Source organism: Xanthomonas nasturtii, assembly GCF_023337365.3.
GTDB lineage: Bacteria > Pseudomonadota > Gammaproteobacteria > Xanthomonadales > Xanthomonadaceae > Xanthomonas > Xanthomonas nasturtii.
Genome location: NZ_CP142084.2, coordinates 2,860,539 through 2,877,001 on the forward strand (window position 1 = coordinate 2,860,539; position 16,463 = coordinate 2,877,001).

At 65.2% G+C, this 16,463-nt stretch carries 15 protein-coding genes; 1 reads left to right on the forward strand and 14 read right to left on the reverse strand.

Annotated features, from left to right (window positions below; all coding sequences use genetic code 11):
• Positions 1 to 330 precede the first annotated feature (330 nt).
• Complete coding sequence (gene dxs, locus M3O59_RS12440; protein ID WP_116905717.1) at positions 331 to 2,247, forward strand: 1-deoxy-D-xylulose-5-phosphate synthase; 1,917 nt, start codon at positions 331 to 333, stop codon at positions 2,245 to 2,247.
• A gap of 34 nt (positions 2,248 to 2,281) precedes the next feature.
• Here dxs and M3O59_RS12445 read toward each other — a convergent pair whose 3' ends face one another.
• The 14 genes from M3O59_RS12445 to M3O59_RS12510 form a co-directional block, all read right to left on the reverse strand.
• Positions 2,282 to 3,538: a glycosyltransferase gene (locus tag M3O59_RS12445; RefSeq protein ID WP_116905687.1), complete on the reverse strand. Its 1,257-nt coding sequence runs from the start codon at positions 3,536 to 3,538 to the stop codon at positions 2,282 to 2,284.
• Complete coding sequence (locus M3O59_RS12450) at positions 3,528 to 4,139, reverse strand: hypothetical protein (RefSeq protein ID WP_116905686.1); 612 nt, start codon at positions 4,137 to 4,139, stop codon at positions 3,528 to 3,530. Before M3O59_RS12450 ends, M3O59_RS12445 begins: the two co-directional genes overlap by 11 nt.
• A complete protein-coding gene (locus M3O59_RS12455) occupies positions 4,117 to 5,271 on the reverse strand; it encodes a glycosyltransferase family 2 protein (RefSeq protein WP_116905685.1) in 1,155 nt (384 codons plus the stop codon). The genes M3O59_RS12450 and M3O59_RS12455 overlap by 23 nt, the downstream gene beginning before the upstream one ends.
• On the reverse strand, positions 5,262 to 6,221 hold the full coding sequence (locus M3O59_RS12460; RefSeq protein WP_116905684.1) for an NAD-dependent epimerase/dehydratase family protein: 960 nt from the start codon (positions 6,219 to 6,221) through the stop codon (positions 5,262 to 5,264). Before M3O59_RS12460 ends, M3O59_RS12455 begins: the two co-directional genes overlap by 10 nt.
• Complete coding sequence (locus M3O59_RS12465) at positions 6,218 to 7,066, reverse strand: MBL fold metallo-hydrolase (RefSeq protein ID WP_064630286.1); 849 nt, start codon at positions 7,064 to 7,066, stop codon at positions 6,218 to 6,220. The genes M3O59_RS12460 and M3O59_RS12465 overlap by 4 nt, the downstream gene beginning before the upstream one ends.
• On the reverse strand, positions 7,066 to 8,097 hold the full coding sequence (locus M3O59_RS12470; protein ID WP_181920526.1) for a 3-oxoacyl-[acyl-carrier-protein] synthase III C-terminal domain-containing protein: 1,032 nt from the start codon (positions 8,095 to 8,097) through the stop codon (positions 7,066 to 7,068). Before M3O59_RS12470 ends, M3O59_RS12465 begins: the two co-directional genes overlap by 1 nt.
• A gap of 176 nt (positions 8,098 to 8,273) precedes the next feature.
• Entirely contained in the window at positions 8,274 to 9,290 is a 1,017-nt protein-coding gene (locus M3O59_RS12475) for a TraB/GumN family protein (protein WP_064630282.1), read from the reverse strand.
• 90 nt (positions 9,291 to 9,380) lie between these two features.
• A complete protein-coding gene (locus tag M3O59_RS12480; RefSeq protein WP_116905682.1) occupies positions 9,381 to 9,842 on the reverse strand; it encodes a cupin domain-containing protein in 462 nt (153 codons plus the stop codon).
• A gap of 34 nt (positions 9,843 to 9,876) precedes the next feature.
• The gene (locus tag M3O59_RS12485; RefSeq protein WP_064630278.1) at positions 9,877 to 10,671 is read right to left on the reverse strand and encodes a WecB/TagA/CpsF family glycosyltransferase; all 795 of its coding nucleotides are present in this window, start codon (positions 10,669 to 10,671) and stop codon (positions 9,877 to 9,879) included.
• Positions 10,672 to 10,675: 4 nt separating this feature from the next.
• Positions 10,676 to 11,470, reverse strand: a complete 795-nt coding sequence (locus tag M3O59_RS12490; protein ID WP_064630276.1) for a polysaccharide pyruvyl transferase family protein — start codon at positions 11,468 to 11,470, stop codon at positions 10,676 to 10,678.
• Between the two features lie 33 nt (positions 11,471 to 11,503).
• On the reverse strand, positions 11,504 to 12,700 hold the full coding sequence (locus M3O59_RS12495; protein ID WP_116905681.1) for a GumK N-terminal domain-containing glycosyltransferase: 1,197 nt from the start codon (positions 12,698 to 12,700) through the stop codon (positions 11,504 to 11,506).
• Between the two features lie 63 nt (positions 12,701 to 12,763).
• Complete coding sequence (locus M3O59_RS12500; protein WP_147308481.1) at positions 12,764 to 14,257, reverse strand: lipopolysaccharide biosynthesis protein; 1,494 nt, start codon at positions 14,255 to 14,257, stop codon at positions 12,764 to 12,766.
• Positions 14,258 to 14,274: 17 nt separating this feature from the next.
• Complete coding sequence (locus tag M3O59_RS12505; RefSeq protein WP_116905679.1) at positions 14,275 to 15,324, reverse strand: glycosyltransferase; 1,050 nt, start codon at positions 15,322 to 15,324, stop codon at positions 14,275 to 14,277.
• Positions 15,321 to 16,463 carry a glycosyltransferase family 4 protein gene (locus M3O59_RS12510; protein WP_116905678.1) on the reverse strand — a complete coding sequence of 381 codons (1,143 nt, stop codon included), beginning with the start codon at positions 16,461 to 16,463 and terminating at the stop codon, positions 15,321 to 15,323. The genes M3O59_RS12505 and M3O59_RS12510 overlap by 4 nt, the downstream gene beginning before the upstream one ends.

Sequence of the window (16,463 nt, forward strand, 5' to 3'; positions counted from 1 at the left end):
CGCGCGGGCTGCTGTCGCAATCACTGTTCATTGCCGCTTTCGCTGAGCCCGGCGTGCCGGCGGACATAGCGGTCGAATGCATGACATCACGTGCTCCGCCAGCATTTCCGCCAGCCAACGGCGTGCCACGCGCTCGTCCAGCCTGCCTGGAACAAGCCGTGCAACGCGCACGCCGCAAGGTGCGGCAGATTGCCGCAGGCGTCCGTGATCGGCACGCAGCCTGACCGTGGCGGCGCCTTTCCCCGTCGCTTCCCGCTGACAGCTGAACCAGTTTGCTTGCCGGGCCTTCGCATGGGGAGGACAATGCGGCTTCAGAATATTGACACGATGATGATCGACTCCACCCGCTATCCGCGCCTGTCCCGCATCCAGACTCCCGACGATCTGCGTCGCTTCGACGAAGCCGAGCTGACCGCGATCGCCGAAGAACTGCGTTCCTACCTGATCGAATCGGTGGGCAAGAGCGGCGGACACTTCGCGGCCGGCCTTGGCGTGATCGAACTCACCGTCGCCCTGCACTACCTGTATCAGACCCCGGTCGATCAGCTGGTGTGGGATGTCGGGCATCAGACCTACCCGCACAAGATCCTCACCGGCCGGCGCGACCAGATCCATACGGTCAAGCAGAAGGACGGTGTGGCGCCGTTCCCCAAGCGCGAAGAAAGCGTCTACGACACCTTCGGGGTCGGTCATTCGTCGACCTCGATCTCGGCCGCGCTCGGCATGGCCATCGCCGCGCAGCGCAATGGCGACGACCGCAAGGTGGTCGCAGTGATCGGCGACGGCGCGATGACCGCCGGCATGGTCTACGAGGCGCTCAACCACGCCGGCGGCATGGACCCGGAACCGAACCTGCTGGTGATCCTCAACGACAACCGCATGTCGATCTCCGAGGCAGTGGGCGGGCTGACCAAGATGCTGGGCCGCGCCAGCGGCAGCCGCACGCTCAATGCCATCCGCGAAGGCGGCAAGAAGATCCTCGGCGACAAGAAGAACAACCCCACCGCACGCTTCGTGCGGCGCTGGGAAGAACACTGGAAAGGCATGTTCGTGCCGTCCACGCTGTTCGAGGAAATGGGCTTCCATTACACCGGCCCGATCGACGGCCACGACCTGCCCAGCCTGGTCGGTGCACTGAAGACCCTGCAAACGCTCAAGGGCCCGCAGTTGCTGCACGTCATCACCACCAAGGGCAAGGGCTACGAACTGGCCGAAGGCGACCAGATCGGCTACCACGCGGTCGGCCCGTTCGACCCGAGCAAGGGCCTGGTGGCCAAGGCCGGCGCCAAGAAGCCGACCTATACCGACGTCTTCAGCGACTGGGTCTGCGACATGGCCGCGGCCGAGCCCAAGCTGCTGGTCATCACCCCGGCAATGCGCGAAGGCTCGGGCCTGGTGCGTTTCAGCAAGGAATACCCGCAGCGCTATTTCGACGTGGCAATCGCCGAGCAGCACGCGGTGACGCTGGCCGCCGGCATGGCCACGCAAGGTGCCAAGCCGGTGGTGGCGATCTATTCCACCTTCCTGCAGCGCGGCTACGACCAGTTGGTGCACGACGTGGCGGTGCAGAAGCTCGACGTGCTGTTCGCGATCGATCGCGGCGGCGTGGTCGGCCCGGATGGCGCCACCCATACCGGCAACCTGGACCTGAGCTTCCTGCGCTGCGTGCCGCACATGCTGGTGATGGCACCGGCTGACGAGGCCGAATGCCGCCAGATGCTGAGCACCGGCGTGCAGTACGAAGGCCCGGCAGCGGTACGCTACCCGCGCGGCACCGGCCCCGGCGCAGCGCTGGACACCACGCTGACCACCCTGCCGATCGGCAAGGCGCAGCTGCGCCATAGCGGCACCCGCATCGCCCTGCTCGGCTTCGGCGTGACTGTGGAAGCGGCCGAAGCGGTGGGCCGCGAACTGGGCCTGACCGTGGTCAACATGCGCTTCGTCAAACCGCTCGACAAGGCAATGCTGCTGGAACTGGCCAAGACCCACGATGGCTTCGTTACCATCGAAGACAACGTCATTGCCGGCGGCGCCGGTTCGGGCGTGTCGGAATTGCTCAACGCCGAAGCCATCACTATGCCGACGCTGCACCTGGGTCTGCCGGACAGCTTCCAGCACCATGCCAGCCGCGAAGACCTGTTGGCGGAGGCCGGCATCGACCAGGCCGGCCTCCGCGCTGCGGTGCTCAAGCGCTGGCCGCAGTTGATGGTCAGCAAGACGCCTCCGTTGAACGCGGCCGCGGGCTGAGAGCAGCGGACAAGCCGGACGCGCGCGTGCTGCCTTATATCGGCGGCACCGCGCCAGTCCGCGCGAAGCCATCCACCAGCTGCACGATGCGCGCCTGCGACCGGATCAGGTGCAGCTCGGCCTGCAAGCGACCCACGCCGGACGGCGCAGCTTCTGTATCGAGCGCCTCGCGCAGCAGCGCCGGCAAGCCATCCAGATCGCGCAACCACCAGGCAGCGCCTGCCACCTGCAAGCGCGCGGCGTGGTCGAACTGGTCGTAATCCAGCGGATAGACAATCGCCGGTAATCCCGCGGCCAGGCAGGCATACAGAATGCCGGCGCCACCGTGATGAACCACCAGCGCATAGCGCTGCAGGTGCTGCGCGTAATCCACGTACGCCAGCCGTTGATAGTTGCCCTGCCCCGGCTGCGGTGGCGCGCCCGTGTCGCCGTCGCTGAAATGGAAGATCACTTCGGGGAACTGTGGCGCCAGCGCACGCAACATGCCATCCATGCGCTGCTTCACCCAGTGCAGATGCGTGCCCAGCGTCACCAGCACATGCCGGCGCCCTGCAACGAAGCTGGGCGCGGTCACCGACGAGGGCGGCGTGCACGACTGGGGCCCGACGAAGCGCACCGCCGCAGGCCAGCGCTGCGCAAGTTCGAACGACGGCACTCCCAGGGCCAGAATGCACTGCGGCGAATACACCGCCTCGCTGCGATCGCTGCGATAGATCGCCGGCAACCCGCAGGCGCGCATCTGGCGTCGATAGCACAGGTGCAAGGTCCGTTTGAAGCCGCGCGTGAGCCGGCGTGCCACCGCGTGCCACGCGCGCTGCAGGGGCGTGGCCGCGGGATGCAACCCACCGAAGTACGCGGGCGGCCCGTCGGCGGTTTCGATCACGCATGGCGAGGGCATGCTGGTCCACCAGGCGATCCCCATCGCCTGCGCCGCCAGTCCTGCGCTGGGCAAGGTGAAGTCGACGATCACCAGATCCGGCCGCCGCGCGCGCCAGCGCTGCTGTAACGCGTCGCCAAGCTGCGCCATCAGACCGAGCGCGTCGTGCAGCTGCCGACGCAGGCGCAAGGGGTTGTGGCCTACTGCATGCGGCGGGTTGGCGATGGAAAGCAGCAAGCGATCGGCATGCGCATCCAGCACGCTGGCGGCAGTGAGCCCGCAGGCACGGATGCGCGCCTGCGCGGCCGGCGTGCTGATGACATGCACCTCGTGCTGTGCAGCGAGCTGTCGCGCGATCGCCAGGATGGGATGCAGATGCCCGCTATACGGTGGTGCGATCAGATCAATGCGCATGCGTCGTGTCCGGTTGCATCCGTTCGATCTGCACGAGCAAGCGCTGGCATTCGGCAAGCACCTCGGCGTTGCGCAGGTACGCCATGTGTCCGCACGCGGGTCTGGCATGCACCTGCCCATCGAACAGTGCATGCGAGATCCAGTCGCTGCGCCCTTGCACCACCCGCAGCCGGCCGAACGCCGCGGGCGCATGACAGACCGGGCCATACGCAAAGACGGCCAGGCGCGCACGCAGCGCATCCGGCAACTGCAGTGCGCTCAATAGCTGCAGCCCGCAGCTGCCGGCCAGCAGCAGCGTCATCGGCGCCTGTTCCAGCAGCGCGTGCACGCGTGCGCGATCGGCAGCAGCAACGCGGGCGTTGCGCGCCGCAAGATACTGCCGCGCATTGGACAGGCTGGCACGCCATAGCGGCATGCGTCGGTGCGCCGCGCTGTCATGGCGATACGGATAATTGCAGGTCACACAGTGCCGGCCCGTGCCGCGCAGTTGTTGCAGAAATGCCTGCTGCTCCGCACTCAGCGCGCAGCTTGCCGGGTCGCTTTGCCCGGTGAGGAAGGCGATCTGCAGCGTGCCTGGCTCACTGCGCACGAAAAAACCCATCAGACAACACGCGGTAACGCCGCGTGCGCCAGCGAATCGTGCGCACCAATGCTGCATGCAGCAGATGCAGCGGCTGCAGGCATTCGGCGCACAGCGACAGCAACACGCGGTGGCGGACTGCGCCGGTGACGCGCCATTGCACGCCGCACAGCAGCAGCGCGCGCGCCAGCACCACGATCAACATCGAAAGTGCAGCCGGCCAGGTGTGCTGCACGCAGGCGCCGATCAGCATGGCCAGCAGCAGCACTGGCGGCAGCCCCTGCAACATGCGGATGGCGCTGCGCACACCCAGCCGTTGACGGCGCAACAGGATCAATGCGAACAGCATCCAGCGATGCATCTGGCGCAGGTAACCAGGCAGGTCCGGCATCGCGGTGCGCATCGCTACCGGTGCGGTGGATTGCCAGAGGCGCCCGCCACGCGCGCGCACCAGCGTGGCAAAGGCCAGGTCGTCGGTCAGTTGCTCCAGCAATGCAGAAAAGCCTCCCCAGGTACGCAGCTGCGCGGTACGCGCCGCATAGCACATGCCGTTGAGGGTCAGCGGCGCTGCAAACGGCAGCCAGCCCAGGTAGGTCAGCGCGGCATTGTTGTTGACGAACTGCGCCAACAGGCGGCCCGCCACGGTGGCGCTGTCGCGGTAATACGGCAACGCAGTGACCACATCGGCGTGCGCCAGATCCCGCAACAGCTGCGACAACGCAGGGCCGCTGAGGTGCGCATCGTCGTCAAGAATCAGGCTGACAGGCGCAGTGATGTGCGGCAGCGCGTAATCGAGCTTCCATGCCTTGGGATTGATGCCGGGCGGCGCCGGGGGCACCAGCATGCGCGTGATGCGTAGTTGCGGAGACAACGCAATCACTGCATCGGCAACAGCATTTCCCGGGCGATCGTCGGCATCCAGCAACCAGACGAACTGCGCCTGCGGCGATGCCTGCACGTTGGCGGTGAGCACGTCCTGCAGATGCGCGTCGCCACCAAGAATGGGCTGCAGGATCGCCACCTCTGCCGGCGTTGCAACGGCAATGCGCGGTGGTCTGCGGCGTTCGCCCCGCATGACCCACAGCACCGCCGCCGTCTTGAACAGCAACACGCCCAGGTACAGCACGGCCAGGGTCGGGACGATCAGCTCCACTGCGCCGCCTGCCAGCGCACGAAGGCCTCCACGCCCTCGTCCAGACTGACGCTGGGCGGGCCGAGATCGGCAAGCGTGCGGTGCGGATCGAAGGTCTTGGAGTAAGCGAATGCACCCACGCCAAAACGCGTGATCGGCGGTTCACCGCGCAGGCGCAGCACGCGATATGCCACCTCCACCACGCTTGCCATACGCAGTGCAGTGGCGATGCGTACCTCGCGTCGCGGCAGCGGCAGCTGCAGGCGCGTGAGCAGGTCCAACAACAACTGTTGCAGATCCACCGGCTGCGCGTTGGTGAGATTGTAAGCAGCCTGCAACTGCGGCGCGGTGGCTGCGCGATAGAGGTAATCGCACAGCGTGTCGATATAGATCAGGTCGCCGATCACCGGCTGGGTCTGGCCGACGAAACGTGGCAACGCGCCCTTGCGCGCCGCGGCGATCACACGCGGAAACAACACCGTGTCGCCGGGCCCGAACACGGCGCGCGGGCGCAACACGCATCTCTCACCAGGATACGTGTCGAGCAGGGTTTCGCCGAGGTATTTGGTGTGCGCGTATGTGTTGACGAAGGCCGGGCCGATCGGGCTGTCTTCATCCAGATCGTATTGATGGGCTTCGCGGTAGAACACCGAACTGGACGACACATATAGCAGCCGCGGGCAGCCATTGCGCTTGCAGAAGTCGATGACATTGGCAGTGGCCTGCACGTTGTGCAGCTGGAACTGCGCGCGCGTGCCCCACGGCGATGCCAGCGCAGCCGCATGAATCACCACATCCGGTTGCCAGTCCAATGAAAACGGTTGGCTCAGGTCGATGCGGTGGTAGTTGGGCAACTCGCTGGCGCGGCGCCCGATGCCGTGAATCTCGACACCCGGCTGCCCCTGAAACCGCCGCAGGAACGAACCACCGACAAAACCGGACGCACCGGTCACGAGAATGCGCAGGCTCATCGCCACTCCGGTTGATAACGGTCGAGACTGGGTTGGCAGTGCGATGGCAGGATGGCCAGCTCCGGATGCACCTGCGACAACGCGTGCAGGCGATGCACGGTGCGTTGGAATGCGTGCCAGTCGTGCATCAGCAGACGCGTGGGCCAGGCCGGCCATTGCAGCGCGGCCCAGGTTGCCGACGACCACACCGCGTCCGCACACAACAACACCTCGCGGTCGTGCTGATCGCGCAGCCACAGCCCCATCTGGCCGGGCACGTGACCGGGGAGCGGCAGTGCCAGCACGCTGCCGTCTTCGAACAGATCGTAGGCCGGGCCGAGCGACTGCCAGGCGCCGCTCAACGCGCGCTGCGACGCCTGTTCGGCAAACTGCAGCCGCTGGTCAAAGTCGTTCGGCAGCAACTGCGGCAGCAAGGCGCGGCGCAACCCACCCAGGCGCGAACAGCTGCGCACCTGCTGGTAATCCGCACGCAGGCAGACAAAGCGCGCATTGGGCAAATCGCGCAGGCCGCCGACATGGTCGGCGTGGAAATGCGAAATCAGGCACCAGGCAATCTCGTCCAGCGCCACGCCGCGTTTGCCCAACTGCGCGCCCAGGGTTTCGTGGGCCGGCAGGCTCACTGGCGTGGTCCAGCGATACACGCGCTCCGGCCACGGATCGGTCGCGCGAAAAAAATGCGCGGCATAGCCGGTGTCGTAGAGCAGCGCGCCACGCTGTGGATGCCGGATCAGCACGCTCAACGCCGGGAATTCCACCGCATGCCAGTGGCCATCCGCGCGCACCATGCGTTCGCAATGACGACAGTGGCCAACCCGCAACAGCTCGAGCGACACGCGCACCGGCATCAGTAGCGCAACACCATGCCGCCGATGGCAAGCCCCGCACCGGTGCCGAGCAACGCGACCAGATCGCCGCGCTGCAGACCCAGTTCGACACACGCGTGATGCAGTGCATGCGGCAACGAGGCGGCCACCTGATTGCCGGTGCGCTGCAGAATGCGCACCAACTGATCGGAGCGCAGGTCCAGTGTCTGCACCACATGATCCAGGCCGCCGCCGGAGGCTTGATGCGGCACCAGGCAACGCAAGGCTGCAGCGGTGGTGCCGGCGTCGTGCAGCAGCCGTTCCCAGAATGCCGGCAGCTGCCGCGCGGCGAAGCGATAGGCGCCACGTCCATCCATGCAGAACGTGCGCGAGGCATCGGGCGCGCTGTCTTCGCCATGCGGATACCGGGTGCCGCCACCGCGAATGCGGCACAGCTCCGCGCCGCTGCCATAACTGGACAACCGGCTGGAGAGCAGCGCCGAGCCCTGCCCCGCTGCGCTACGTCCAACGAGCACTGCGGCCGCACCATCGCCGAACAAGCCGGCCGTGGCCGGCGTTGCTGCATCCAGCCCGGCCGATGCGACCTCGCTGGAGACGATCAGCACGCGCTGGTAACGGCCAAGCGCCAGCGCGTTGGCCGCCATATCCAGTGCCACCAGAAAACTCAGGCAGGTTGCATTGACGTCGAATGCGGGGATGCCGGAATCGCCCAGGCCGAGCGCGCGCTGGATCAGCACCGCCTGGCAGGGAATCGGCTGTTCCATCACGCTACAGGCAGAAATCAGGCAATCGATTTGGCTGGCATCGAGACCTGCGCTGGCCAAGGCCTGTTGCGCGGCGGCCGCGCCCATCGACGATGCGGTCTCGCCCTCGCCCACGTAATGGCGTGTTTCCACGCCCAGCCGCGCGAATGTTGTTCCCGCCGGCAGCTGCCAGCGCTCGTCCAACTGGTGCGAGGTCACTTCCGTCGCCGGAACATGGCGCCCGGTGCCCAGAATGCGCAGCGGCAATGCGTTCAACGCGGAGCTCTCAAGACACAAGGCGCGCAGCATACCGTGGCCGCATCGGCAGGCCCAAGCCGGCGATCTGCATGCCGATGCTCATACGTCGTTTGCATACCGACGCCGCGTGCACGATGCACAACTGCCCCACGACGCACTACCGACCTGTGCTTGCGCCCGCACTGAGCCAACGGCAGGACGCGCCGGGCGCATTCACCACAAACGCCTCAAGGCGCTTCCACCTCATAGCCCAGCGCCTGTAGCCGGGCCAGGTAACCGTCCGGTGCGGTCAGGCGGCTGATCGGCAGCACCGCGAAGGTGCTGCGGTTGCGTTGCAATGCAGCGGTGGCGATGCCCAGCCAATGCTCGCGCATGCGCCGTTCCAGGTCGTCGATACCGCGCTTCTTGGCGGCACCGGAGCTGGCCATCGCGCTCATGCACGCTGCCTGCGGGTCTTCGCGCGGCAACTGGCGCAAGGCTTCGAGGTCGCCGACCGACCAGGCGTTGGCGCGTTCGACCATCGTGGGGAGGTCGCGCTCCACCGTCACCAAAATGCTGCGGAAGCAGGCAATGTCGTCCATGCCGCCGGCACGGAATTCCTTGAGCGCCTGCCGCGGGTCGGCGATCTTGTAGTCCAACGCCGTCGGTGTGGGCTTGATGCCCGCACGCTTGGCCGCGCGCTCCACGACCGACCAGATCACCGGTGAGCGGGCCAGACCCGAACGCTTCAACGCAGCCTGATACAACTCGCCGGCCGCCAGCATCGGGCGCTTGCGCTCCACGCCGCGATCGTTGCCGATGTAACGGGCCTTGGCCACGCTCCATCGCGCATACAGCTCGGGCGGCAGCAGCTCACGCAGTTCGCGGCCGTCCTCGTTCTTCATTGCTTTCATTGCCGATGGCAACAAGCTCAGCTTGCCGAAGAACCCCATCTCGACATCGAGCTGCACGGTCGGCGCCATCAGTACCTGCTGCGACTGGCCGATGATGGTTTCCACCTCGGTCGATTGCCATTGCAGGCGTTTGGGCAGCGGCGACTGCGTGCCCAGGATCCACAAGACATGCTCGCCCTTGCTGACCTTCCACAAGCCAGGGCCCGGCTGCACGCCGCGCACCACCATGGCCTCCAGATCAACTACAGGTGGTGCCGACGTTGCTTCCTTGGGCGGCACAGTTTCTCCGGCGGCCGCCCACAGCGACACCAGCATCAAGCCCGCTCCCCATCCCGCTGCCTTGCGTCGCATTGCCTGTCGCCCCCTGTTTGGAGCGGACAGTACGCGAAGCCGGTAGCCGCCGCGTTAGGGAAGCGTTCGCGCGCGCACTCGGCCAGAGGTCTAGCGTGGAAGCAGCGTGGCCAGGTGCGCGGCCAGCGGCGAGGCGGCGTCGAGCAGCGCGAAGCCTTCCCACACGAATCCAGGCGATACCGTGCAGCCCACCAGGGTGAACTGGCCAAGCGAACGCGCCGCCTGCCAGCAGCCGGCCGGCACCACCTGCATCGGTTCGCCGCGCTCGGCGGCATCCACAATCACACGCTGCAACTGCGCGCTGGAGGGGTCGTAGATCAGCAGCTCCAGCGCATCGCCCTGCTGCCAGTGCCAGGTCTCTTCGGCATCCACACGGTGCCACGCACTGCATTCGCCTGCACTTAATAGAAAGCGGATGGCGGTCAACGCCGGGCGTGACTGACCGTTGTCGGTGACCTGGCGTGCGGAGGCATACACACGGCGATAGTGCCCGCCTTCCGGATGCGGGGCGAGGTCGAGCGAGCGGATCAGGGCGGCGGCGGTGGGATGCATGCGTGCATGCTAGGCCAGACGCGCCGCCGCTGCATCAGGGCAGCTGCTTGCCCGCGCGCAGGCAGGTGCGGAAGAACACCAGCAGATCCCAGCTATAGCGCTTGAGCAAACGGCGCGGCTCGTTGAGCAGCCGATACATCCATTCCATGTGCAGGCGCCGCACCCAATCGGGCGCACGCTTGGCGGTGCCCGACAGGAAATCGAGCAACGCGCCCACCCCGAAGACCAGCGGTATACGCAGCGCATTGCTGTGGTCCAGGATCCAGCGTTCCTGCAACGGGTTGCCGAACGCCACCAGCAGCACATCGGCACCGGAGCGACTGATGCGCTCGGCCAGGCCCTCGCCCGCTGCCGCAAATTCGCCGTAGCCGTCGCACATGCCGACCACCTGTTGCCCCAAGGTGCCGGTCAGCGTGGCTGCCGCCGTCTTGCCGACACCCGGACGACCACCCAGCAGAAAGAACTTGAGCGGCTGCGCACTCTCGCGGCACAGATACGGAATCAGATCGGTGCCATTGAGATTGCCGGCGAAGCGGCGGCCATGGATCAGCCGTGCGGCCAGATCCATGCCGATCCCATCGTTGACGATCCGCACGCTGGGCTCGCGCATGCGCATCCGCAGCGCCTGGCACTGCACGATGAAATTGGTATTGGCAAAGAACACCCGCCGCGGCTGATGCGCGGCCAGCGCATGGAACAGATCCAGCGCGAAGGCTTCCTGCGTGGTGGACAACACCGGAAAGCCACCCAACGGAATCACCACACCGGGCAGTGTCGTACCGCTGGCAACTGCCGTCGTTTCCGCATCCACGCGCTGGCCCTGCATCATCGAATCACCAAAGGTCGTAAGGGAATGCAGCCAACAGCCCGGCCTGCAGTTTTTCAAGATCGAAATCGCCGTTACCGCCCAGCTCCAGACACTCTTCCACGCTGTTGCCGGAATGCCACTGCATGCGCCCGGTACCGTTGTAGTAGTCGTCGTACTTGAAGCGGTCTTCGCCGTTGCCCCAGTCCAGGTACACCGCCGGGATCCCGTAGGCTTCGGCAAGAATCAGGCCGTGCAGCGAGCTGCTGATCACCAGTTCGGCGCCGAGCAAGGCGCTCATGAAGGTCGCAGGCTTGACGTTGGGGAACACCAAGTGATCCTTGTAAGCGCTGTACTTTTCGACCGGCTCGTTGAAGTGCGGCACGATGGCGAAGGGCCGCTTGTTGATCGGGCCGAGCGCCTCGGCCGGGAAGAACATCGGCGTCAGCAGGCCCGGATCGCCATACACTTCCGGCACCGCGATGCCGCGATCGACCAGAAATTTGCGCGTCTTCGGCCCGCGCACCGCACGGACGTCGAGCGTACTGAAGGTGTTGCGTTCGGCCGGGATCTTGCCATTGATGCCGCTGCCCCAGACGGTATCGCCGTCTTTGGCGAAATGCAGCACCGAGCCGATCGCGATCAGCTTCTTGCTGAGATCCTGCTTGTCGATCAGCGTCTTGTCCTGCAGCGACAGCACACATGAGACAATCACCTTGGACAGGTGATCTCCCATATTCACGCCAGCGTTCTTGGGCTGCCACCAGAACAATGCACGACGTTCTGCATGTTCTATCCACTTCTGCAGCAAGGCGTTGGCCATAGGCATGAGTCTCCTGGGGGTAGATGCCCCGCATCAATGCGAGAGCGCGGCCTCCGACGAGGCATGCACCGCTGCGCTGTGTTGCGGGTACAAACGGGTTTCCGGATACGCACTGGGATCCAGCACGCGATCAGTGGTGTCGGACCAATTCAGGCACTGGCGATAACGCACGCGCGGTGCTTCCAACGCACGGCCAATTGCCGCAATGACAGAATCAGCGTTGCCTGGAGTGTAGCCGAAACGCGACTGATACGGCCCCACCACGGCATTCGGGCACACCGCAGGCAAGCCGAAAAAGTCGTACTGCAGCAGCTTCATCGAGCTGTCGGCCAGATACACCGGCACCTGCTCGGACGCGTAAGGCGCGATGCCGAAACGCGCATGCTTGATGTAGCCGATGGTCTCGGCATGCTTCATCTCGCCATAGACCACCACGTTGTCGCCGTAGCCGGGATGCCGGCCCATGCCCGAGCCGATCACGTGGAAGGTGACCTGCGGGAAGGCCTTGCTCGCAACCACGAAGAACTCAGGATCGAACAGCATCGAGCCCACCGCCACTGCGTGGATGCCCTCGCCATACGGCGACGGGTCGCCCAGTTGATCCAGGTTGTGATCCACGCCATGGCCCACGTGGTACACGTTGTCGCGGCTTGCGATTTCCTCCGCCATTGCCGGCGACACCAGCGCAATCACATCGAGCTTGGGCGCGACGCGGTCGAACTCACGTTCGATATAGGACGCCACGTTGATCGTGCTCAAGCCGTCGGATGCGCGATAGACCAGCTTCGCGGCCGGATTGACACGCTTGGCAAGTTCGATGAAAGCAACCGCGATGCCGCTCTCGAACACGATGACGTCGGATTCGCGCATCCAGTCGAGCAACTGGCGTGGCGGGTGCGCGGCGTACCAGCGGAACATTGCATCCTCGACAGAACGCAGCCATGCGCGGCGCGTGTTGAACGGATGCACCGTCGTGCGCCACAGGTAGCAGTCGACACCTTTGTGCGAAACGACCGTGTTTGCGGTCTCGTCCAGCGGCAGTCGCATATCGCCTTTCATCCGCGACAACCGGCTGTAACGCAGCGAGAAAAATCGCGTGGTACCACGCAGCGCAAGCTGATCGGTAATGAAATGGATATTGGCGCGCCGCGGCGTGCGGTAGTCGTGGGCGGACAAGACCAGATAGCAAGGCCGGCGAATGCCGGAAGCGGCGGCGGGTGTGTCGCTCATGGGCCGTGTCCTATGAATGAGTGAGGGAAAGCATGACCAACTGCGGGCGAAGACGATGTCGACTCATCGACGTGCCCTGGCCTGCGTCAGCAACTTGCGGATATTGATGATGGAAATCACATCGCGACGGAATGCAGGCCAGATTGCCAGCGCAAGCAGACACACTGCGGCCATCGCTGCAGCGCCGACCGCAAGCTGCTGCCAGAGCGCGCCACCTACCGCGATGGATGCGTAATACGCGCACCCACCCGCCACGCCATACGCTGTCATTGCGCGGACGGCATTGGTGAACAGAGCTCCGACAGGCGCGTCGGAAATCTTGCCGACCCACACCAGCGACAACGGCCAGATCAGCAACAGACCGAACGAATAGCCGATTGCCACGCCCATCGCACCCCATCGCGAACCGACAAAGATGCAGGCGATCAGCACGATGCGGCTGACCAGCGAATACACCAGCTGCGCGCGCATCAAGCCCCGCGCAAGGAACACCCAGTACGTCGCATAGGACGCCGTCTGAAAGATGCCGCCCAGCGTCAGCACCTGGAACAGCGGCACCGCCTCGCGCCACTGTTCGCCCAGCACCAACACGATCAACGGCATCGCAAGCGCGCAGGCGAACGCGAACAGCGCAACGATCAGATGCACCATCACTGTCTGCCCGCGCAGCAGAAACGCACTGAAACGTTCGCGGTCGTCCTGCAGTTGCGACAACACCGGCAATGCCACGCTGGTGGCCGGCGCATTGATCTGGTTCAACGGCATCATCAGCAACTGGAATGCGCGGTTGTACAGGCCCAGCGCATCCGGCCCGGTCCGCCAACCGATGATCACCTGCCCCACGTTGCGACTGGCGTAGCCCAGCAACTGCGCGGCCATCAGGTTCCAGCCGAAGCTCATGAAATCGCGCATCGGCGCCGAGCGCCGATAGCCACCCGGCAACCAGCGCGCGCAGCTTGCGGCGATGATGAAATTGACGATGGCCTGCACCACCTGCTGGACCACCAGCGCCCAATAGCCCCAGCCCAGCAACGCAGCAGCAACGGCTGCGCCCAGCCCCAGCACCTGCGAGCCCACGTCGCTGAGCGCTACTTGCCCGAAGCGCAGCCCACGGCTCAGATGCGCACGGTACTGCGTGGTCATGCCGTTGATCAGGAAGGTCACCGCCAGTGCCTGGGAAATCGTCACCAGGGCGGGTTCTTTGTAGAAGTTGGCGATCAGATGCGCCGAGGCGAACACCACTACCGACAGCGACAACCCGATGCCGCTGTTGATCCAGAACAGGTTATCGCGTTGCTCGCGGCTGACATGCTTGGCTTGCACCGCCGCTGCCGACAGACCGAAATCGCGCAGGATCTCGGCAGCGCCGACGATGGCGGTGACCATCGCCATCAGACCGTAGTCGTACGGCGTCAGCAATCGCGCCAGCAAAATGATGCCGCCGAACTGCACGACCATCTTGGCCGACTGGCCGAGCATGGTCACCGCTGCGCCACCGGCGGCGCGCGCGCCCAGGCTGCGCTGCGGTGGCGGTGGTGGCGGTGTGGGAGATGTCATCGTCGGTGTCTCTGCGTTCACAGCGCGGCGTCTCCATCCTTGCCCAACGCTTCCAGATAGGTGCGGTAATGCAACTGCCCGATCCGCGGCCAGTCGCGCTGCGAGAGATCCGGCACCGGGCCGCGTGGCGCCGCGCGCACCTTGTCCAGCATGCCCGTCAGCAACGCCGCGTCGAAGTCGCCTTCATACAGGAACACCCAACCCGGCCCGACTTCCTCGGCGATGGCCGCGTTCGATTCGCTCCACGGCGCCAGCACCGGACGTGCCAGCGACAACGCCAGCAGCAAGGTGCCGGAGTTGTGCATTTGCCGATACGGCAACACCACCAGTTCGGCCGCGCTGACTTCGCGCGCAAGCACCGGCTCTTCGACATAGGCCAGCAGCGCGCTGATGCGCGGATCCTGCGCACAGGCCTCATCCACCAGGGTGCGCATCTGCGGCGTCGCCGGGTTGCCGACGATACGCAGATTCACGCGCGCGTCGTCGACCTCGCGCATGACCTCCAGCAGTGTTTCGACGCCTTTGTACGGGCGAATCAGGCCGAAATGCAGCAGCCGCCCCGGCACCGTGCCGCCCTGCTCCATGGTCGCGAACCAATCGCGATAGTGGCCATGCAGAATCGTATCGGTGAATGGCGGGCGCGGCGGTGTGGTCGCATTGATGCGGATCCAGCGACGTGTCAGCCGGTCGATCCAGCGCAGCAGGCTGCGCTCGCGCCAGCCGCGGTCTTCGTGCGGCGCAAGATTGTGCAAGGTGCGCACTACCGGCGTGCCGGTCAGCTGCAGCTTGAGCAGCAACACCGCAGCGCACACCTGCTTGGCCAGGGTGCCGGCAGCGGTTGGATGGCGCAGCAGGTATTCGGGCCAGTGCAGATGCAATACGTCATAGCGCGACAGCAACGCATCACGCATCGAAAAGAAGCGCGGCTGCACGGCGGCGGGCAACGCATCATAGAGCTGGGTCAGGTACGGATTGGTGCTGGCATTGGGTTTTTCGGTGGAAAACAGCACCGTGACCTGCGGCTGTGTCGCCGCGTGCGTCATCGACGAAGAGGCCAGCGCGCTCATCGCACCACCTCCTGCACGCGCGGGATGCCCAATGCGTCGTGGTATTCGTCGATGTAGCGCCCGACCACATGCTTCCAGTCGTACCTGCTCACGTAGGCCATGGAGGTCGCACGACGGGTGTCGAAGTCGCTGTCGGCCTGCAACGCGAGCGCCTGCACCTGGTCTGCCGCTGCCTCGATCCTGTCGCGATTGACGATCACGCCCTGGCCCGATTCGCTGGCAAGCCGCACGAACGGCGGGATATCGCTGAGGATCGGAATCAGGCCGGCGCTCATCGCCTCGACCGCGGCGATCCCGAAGCCTTCATGCCGCGACAGGCACACGAAGAACTGCGCCTGACGCATCAGGCTGCGCAACTGCTCCTGCGAGGGCGACATGCTCAGCTGCACCTTGTCCTGCAGCCCTCGCTCGGCAATCGCCTTGCGCAGATCGGCCTCGTTCAAATCGTATTCGCGCCCGGCAATGATCAGCCGCCATTGCGGGTCGCGCTTGAGCGCGGCCTGCAGCAGTTCCAGCGTTTCGATCAGCCCCTTGTTGACCGACCAGCGCCCGAAATACAGCATCGTCCGCCCGGGCGTGGTTGCGCCCTGCCCTGCGTACTTGCCGACATCCACGCCGTTTTCGATCACCCGCAGCCGTGCCGGCGCCACCACCTTGGCGAACAGGTCGCCATCGTTTTCGCTGGTGGCGATCACGCGCGCGTAGGCCAGCGCCGAGGTGCGCGTGAGCGTCTGAAACCACAGCTGCTTCATCCGTGATGCGTAGGCAGTGTGGAAAAACCCACCATGCGTGGATACCACCATCGGCTTGCCGTGCAACGGCTTGGTCAGGGCCAGATAGTCGTAGAAAAAGTCGATGCCGTGCAGATGCACCAGATCGGCCGAACGGATTGCACCGAGCACCGACGGCGCCAGCGGGTAGCGCGATGATCCGCGATAGCCAATCCGCCGGATCGGCAGCCCCTGATGCGTGTCCTGCGCCGAGAGCTGCGCACCCGGGTCGGTAAACACACGATCCAGCGTCACGACCTCGACCGTATCAGTGCTATTGGCTTGATGTTGGCGGGCAACATTGAGAACGACCTCTTCCATGCCTCCGATGGAAGGATGGAATTGGCGGACGACATGCACCACTTTCAT

Excerpts from the sequence above, each read along its gene's own strand:
- dxs (WP_116905717.1), top strand. The coding sequence starts at position 331 with ATGATCGACTCCACCCGCTATCCGCGCCTGTCCCGCATCCAGACTCCC.
- M3O59_RS12445 (WP_116905687.1), bottom strand. The coding sequence starts at position 3,538 with ATGCGCATTGATCTGATCGCACCACCGTATAGCGGGCATCTGCATCCC.
- M3O59_RS12450 (WP_116905686.1), bottom strand. The coding sequence starts at position 4,139 with ATGGGTTTTTTCGTGCGCAGTGAGCCAGGCACGCTGCAGATCGCCTTC.
- M3O59_RS12460 (WP_116905684.1), bottom strand. The coding sequence starts at position 6,221 with ATGAGCCTGCGCATTCTCGTGACCGGTGCGTCCGGTTTTGTCGGTGGT.
- M3O59_RS12465 (WP_064630286.1), bottom strand. The coding sequence starts at position 7,066 with ATGCCGGTGCGCGTGTCGCTCGAGCTGTTGCGGGTTGGCCACTGTCGT.
- M3O59_RS12470 (WP_181920526.1), bottom strand. The coding sequence starts at position 8,097 with ATGCTGCGCGCCTTGTGTCTTGAGAGCTCCGCGTTGAACGCATTGCCG.
- M3O59_RS12475 (WP_064630282.1), bottom strand. The coding sequence starts at position 9,290 with ATGCGACGCAAGGCAGCGGGATGGGGAGCGGGCTTGATGCTGGTGTCG.
- M3O59_RS12480 (WP_116905682.1), bottom strand. The coding sequence starts at position 9,842 with ATGCATCCCACCGCCGCCGCCCTGATCCGCTCGCTCGACCTCGCCCCG.
- M3O59_RS12485 (WP_064630278.1), bottom strand. The coding sequence starts at position 10,671 with ATGATGCAGGGCCAGCGCGTGGATGCGGAAACGACGGCAGTTGCCAGC.
- M3O59_RS12490 (WP_064630276.1), bottom strand. The coding sequence starts at position 11,470 with ATGGCCAACGCCTTGCTGCAGAAGTGGATAGAACATGCAGAACGTCGT.
- M3O59_RS12495 (WP_116905681.1), bottom strand. The coding sequence starts at position 12,700 with ATGAGCGACACACCCGCCGCCGCTTCCGGCATTCGCCGGCCTTGCTAT.
- M3O59_RS12500 (WP_147308481.1), bottom strand. The coding sequence starts at position 14,257 with ATGACATCTCCCACACCGCCACCACCGCCACCGCAGCGCAGCCTGGGC.
- M3O59_RS12505 (WP_116905679.1), bottom strand. The coding sequence starts at position 15,324 with ATGAGCGCGCTGGCCTCTTCGTCGATGACGCACGCGGCGACACAGCCG.
- M3O59_RS12510 (WP_116905678.1), bottom strand. The coding sequence starts at position 16,463 with ATGAAAGTGGTGCATGTCGTCCGCCAATTCCATCCTTCCATCGGAGGC.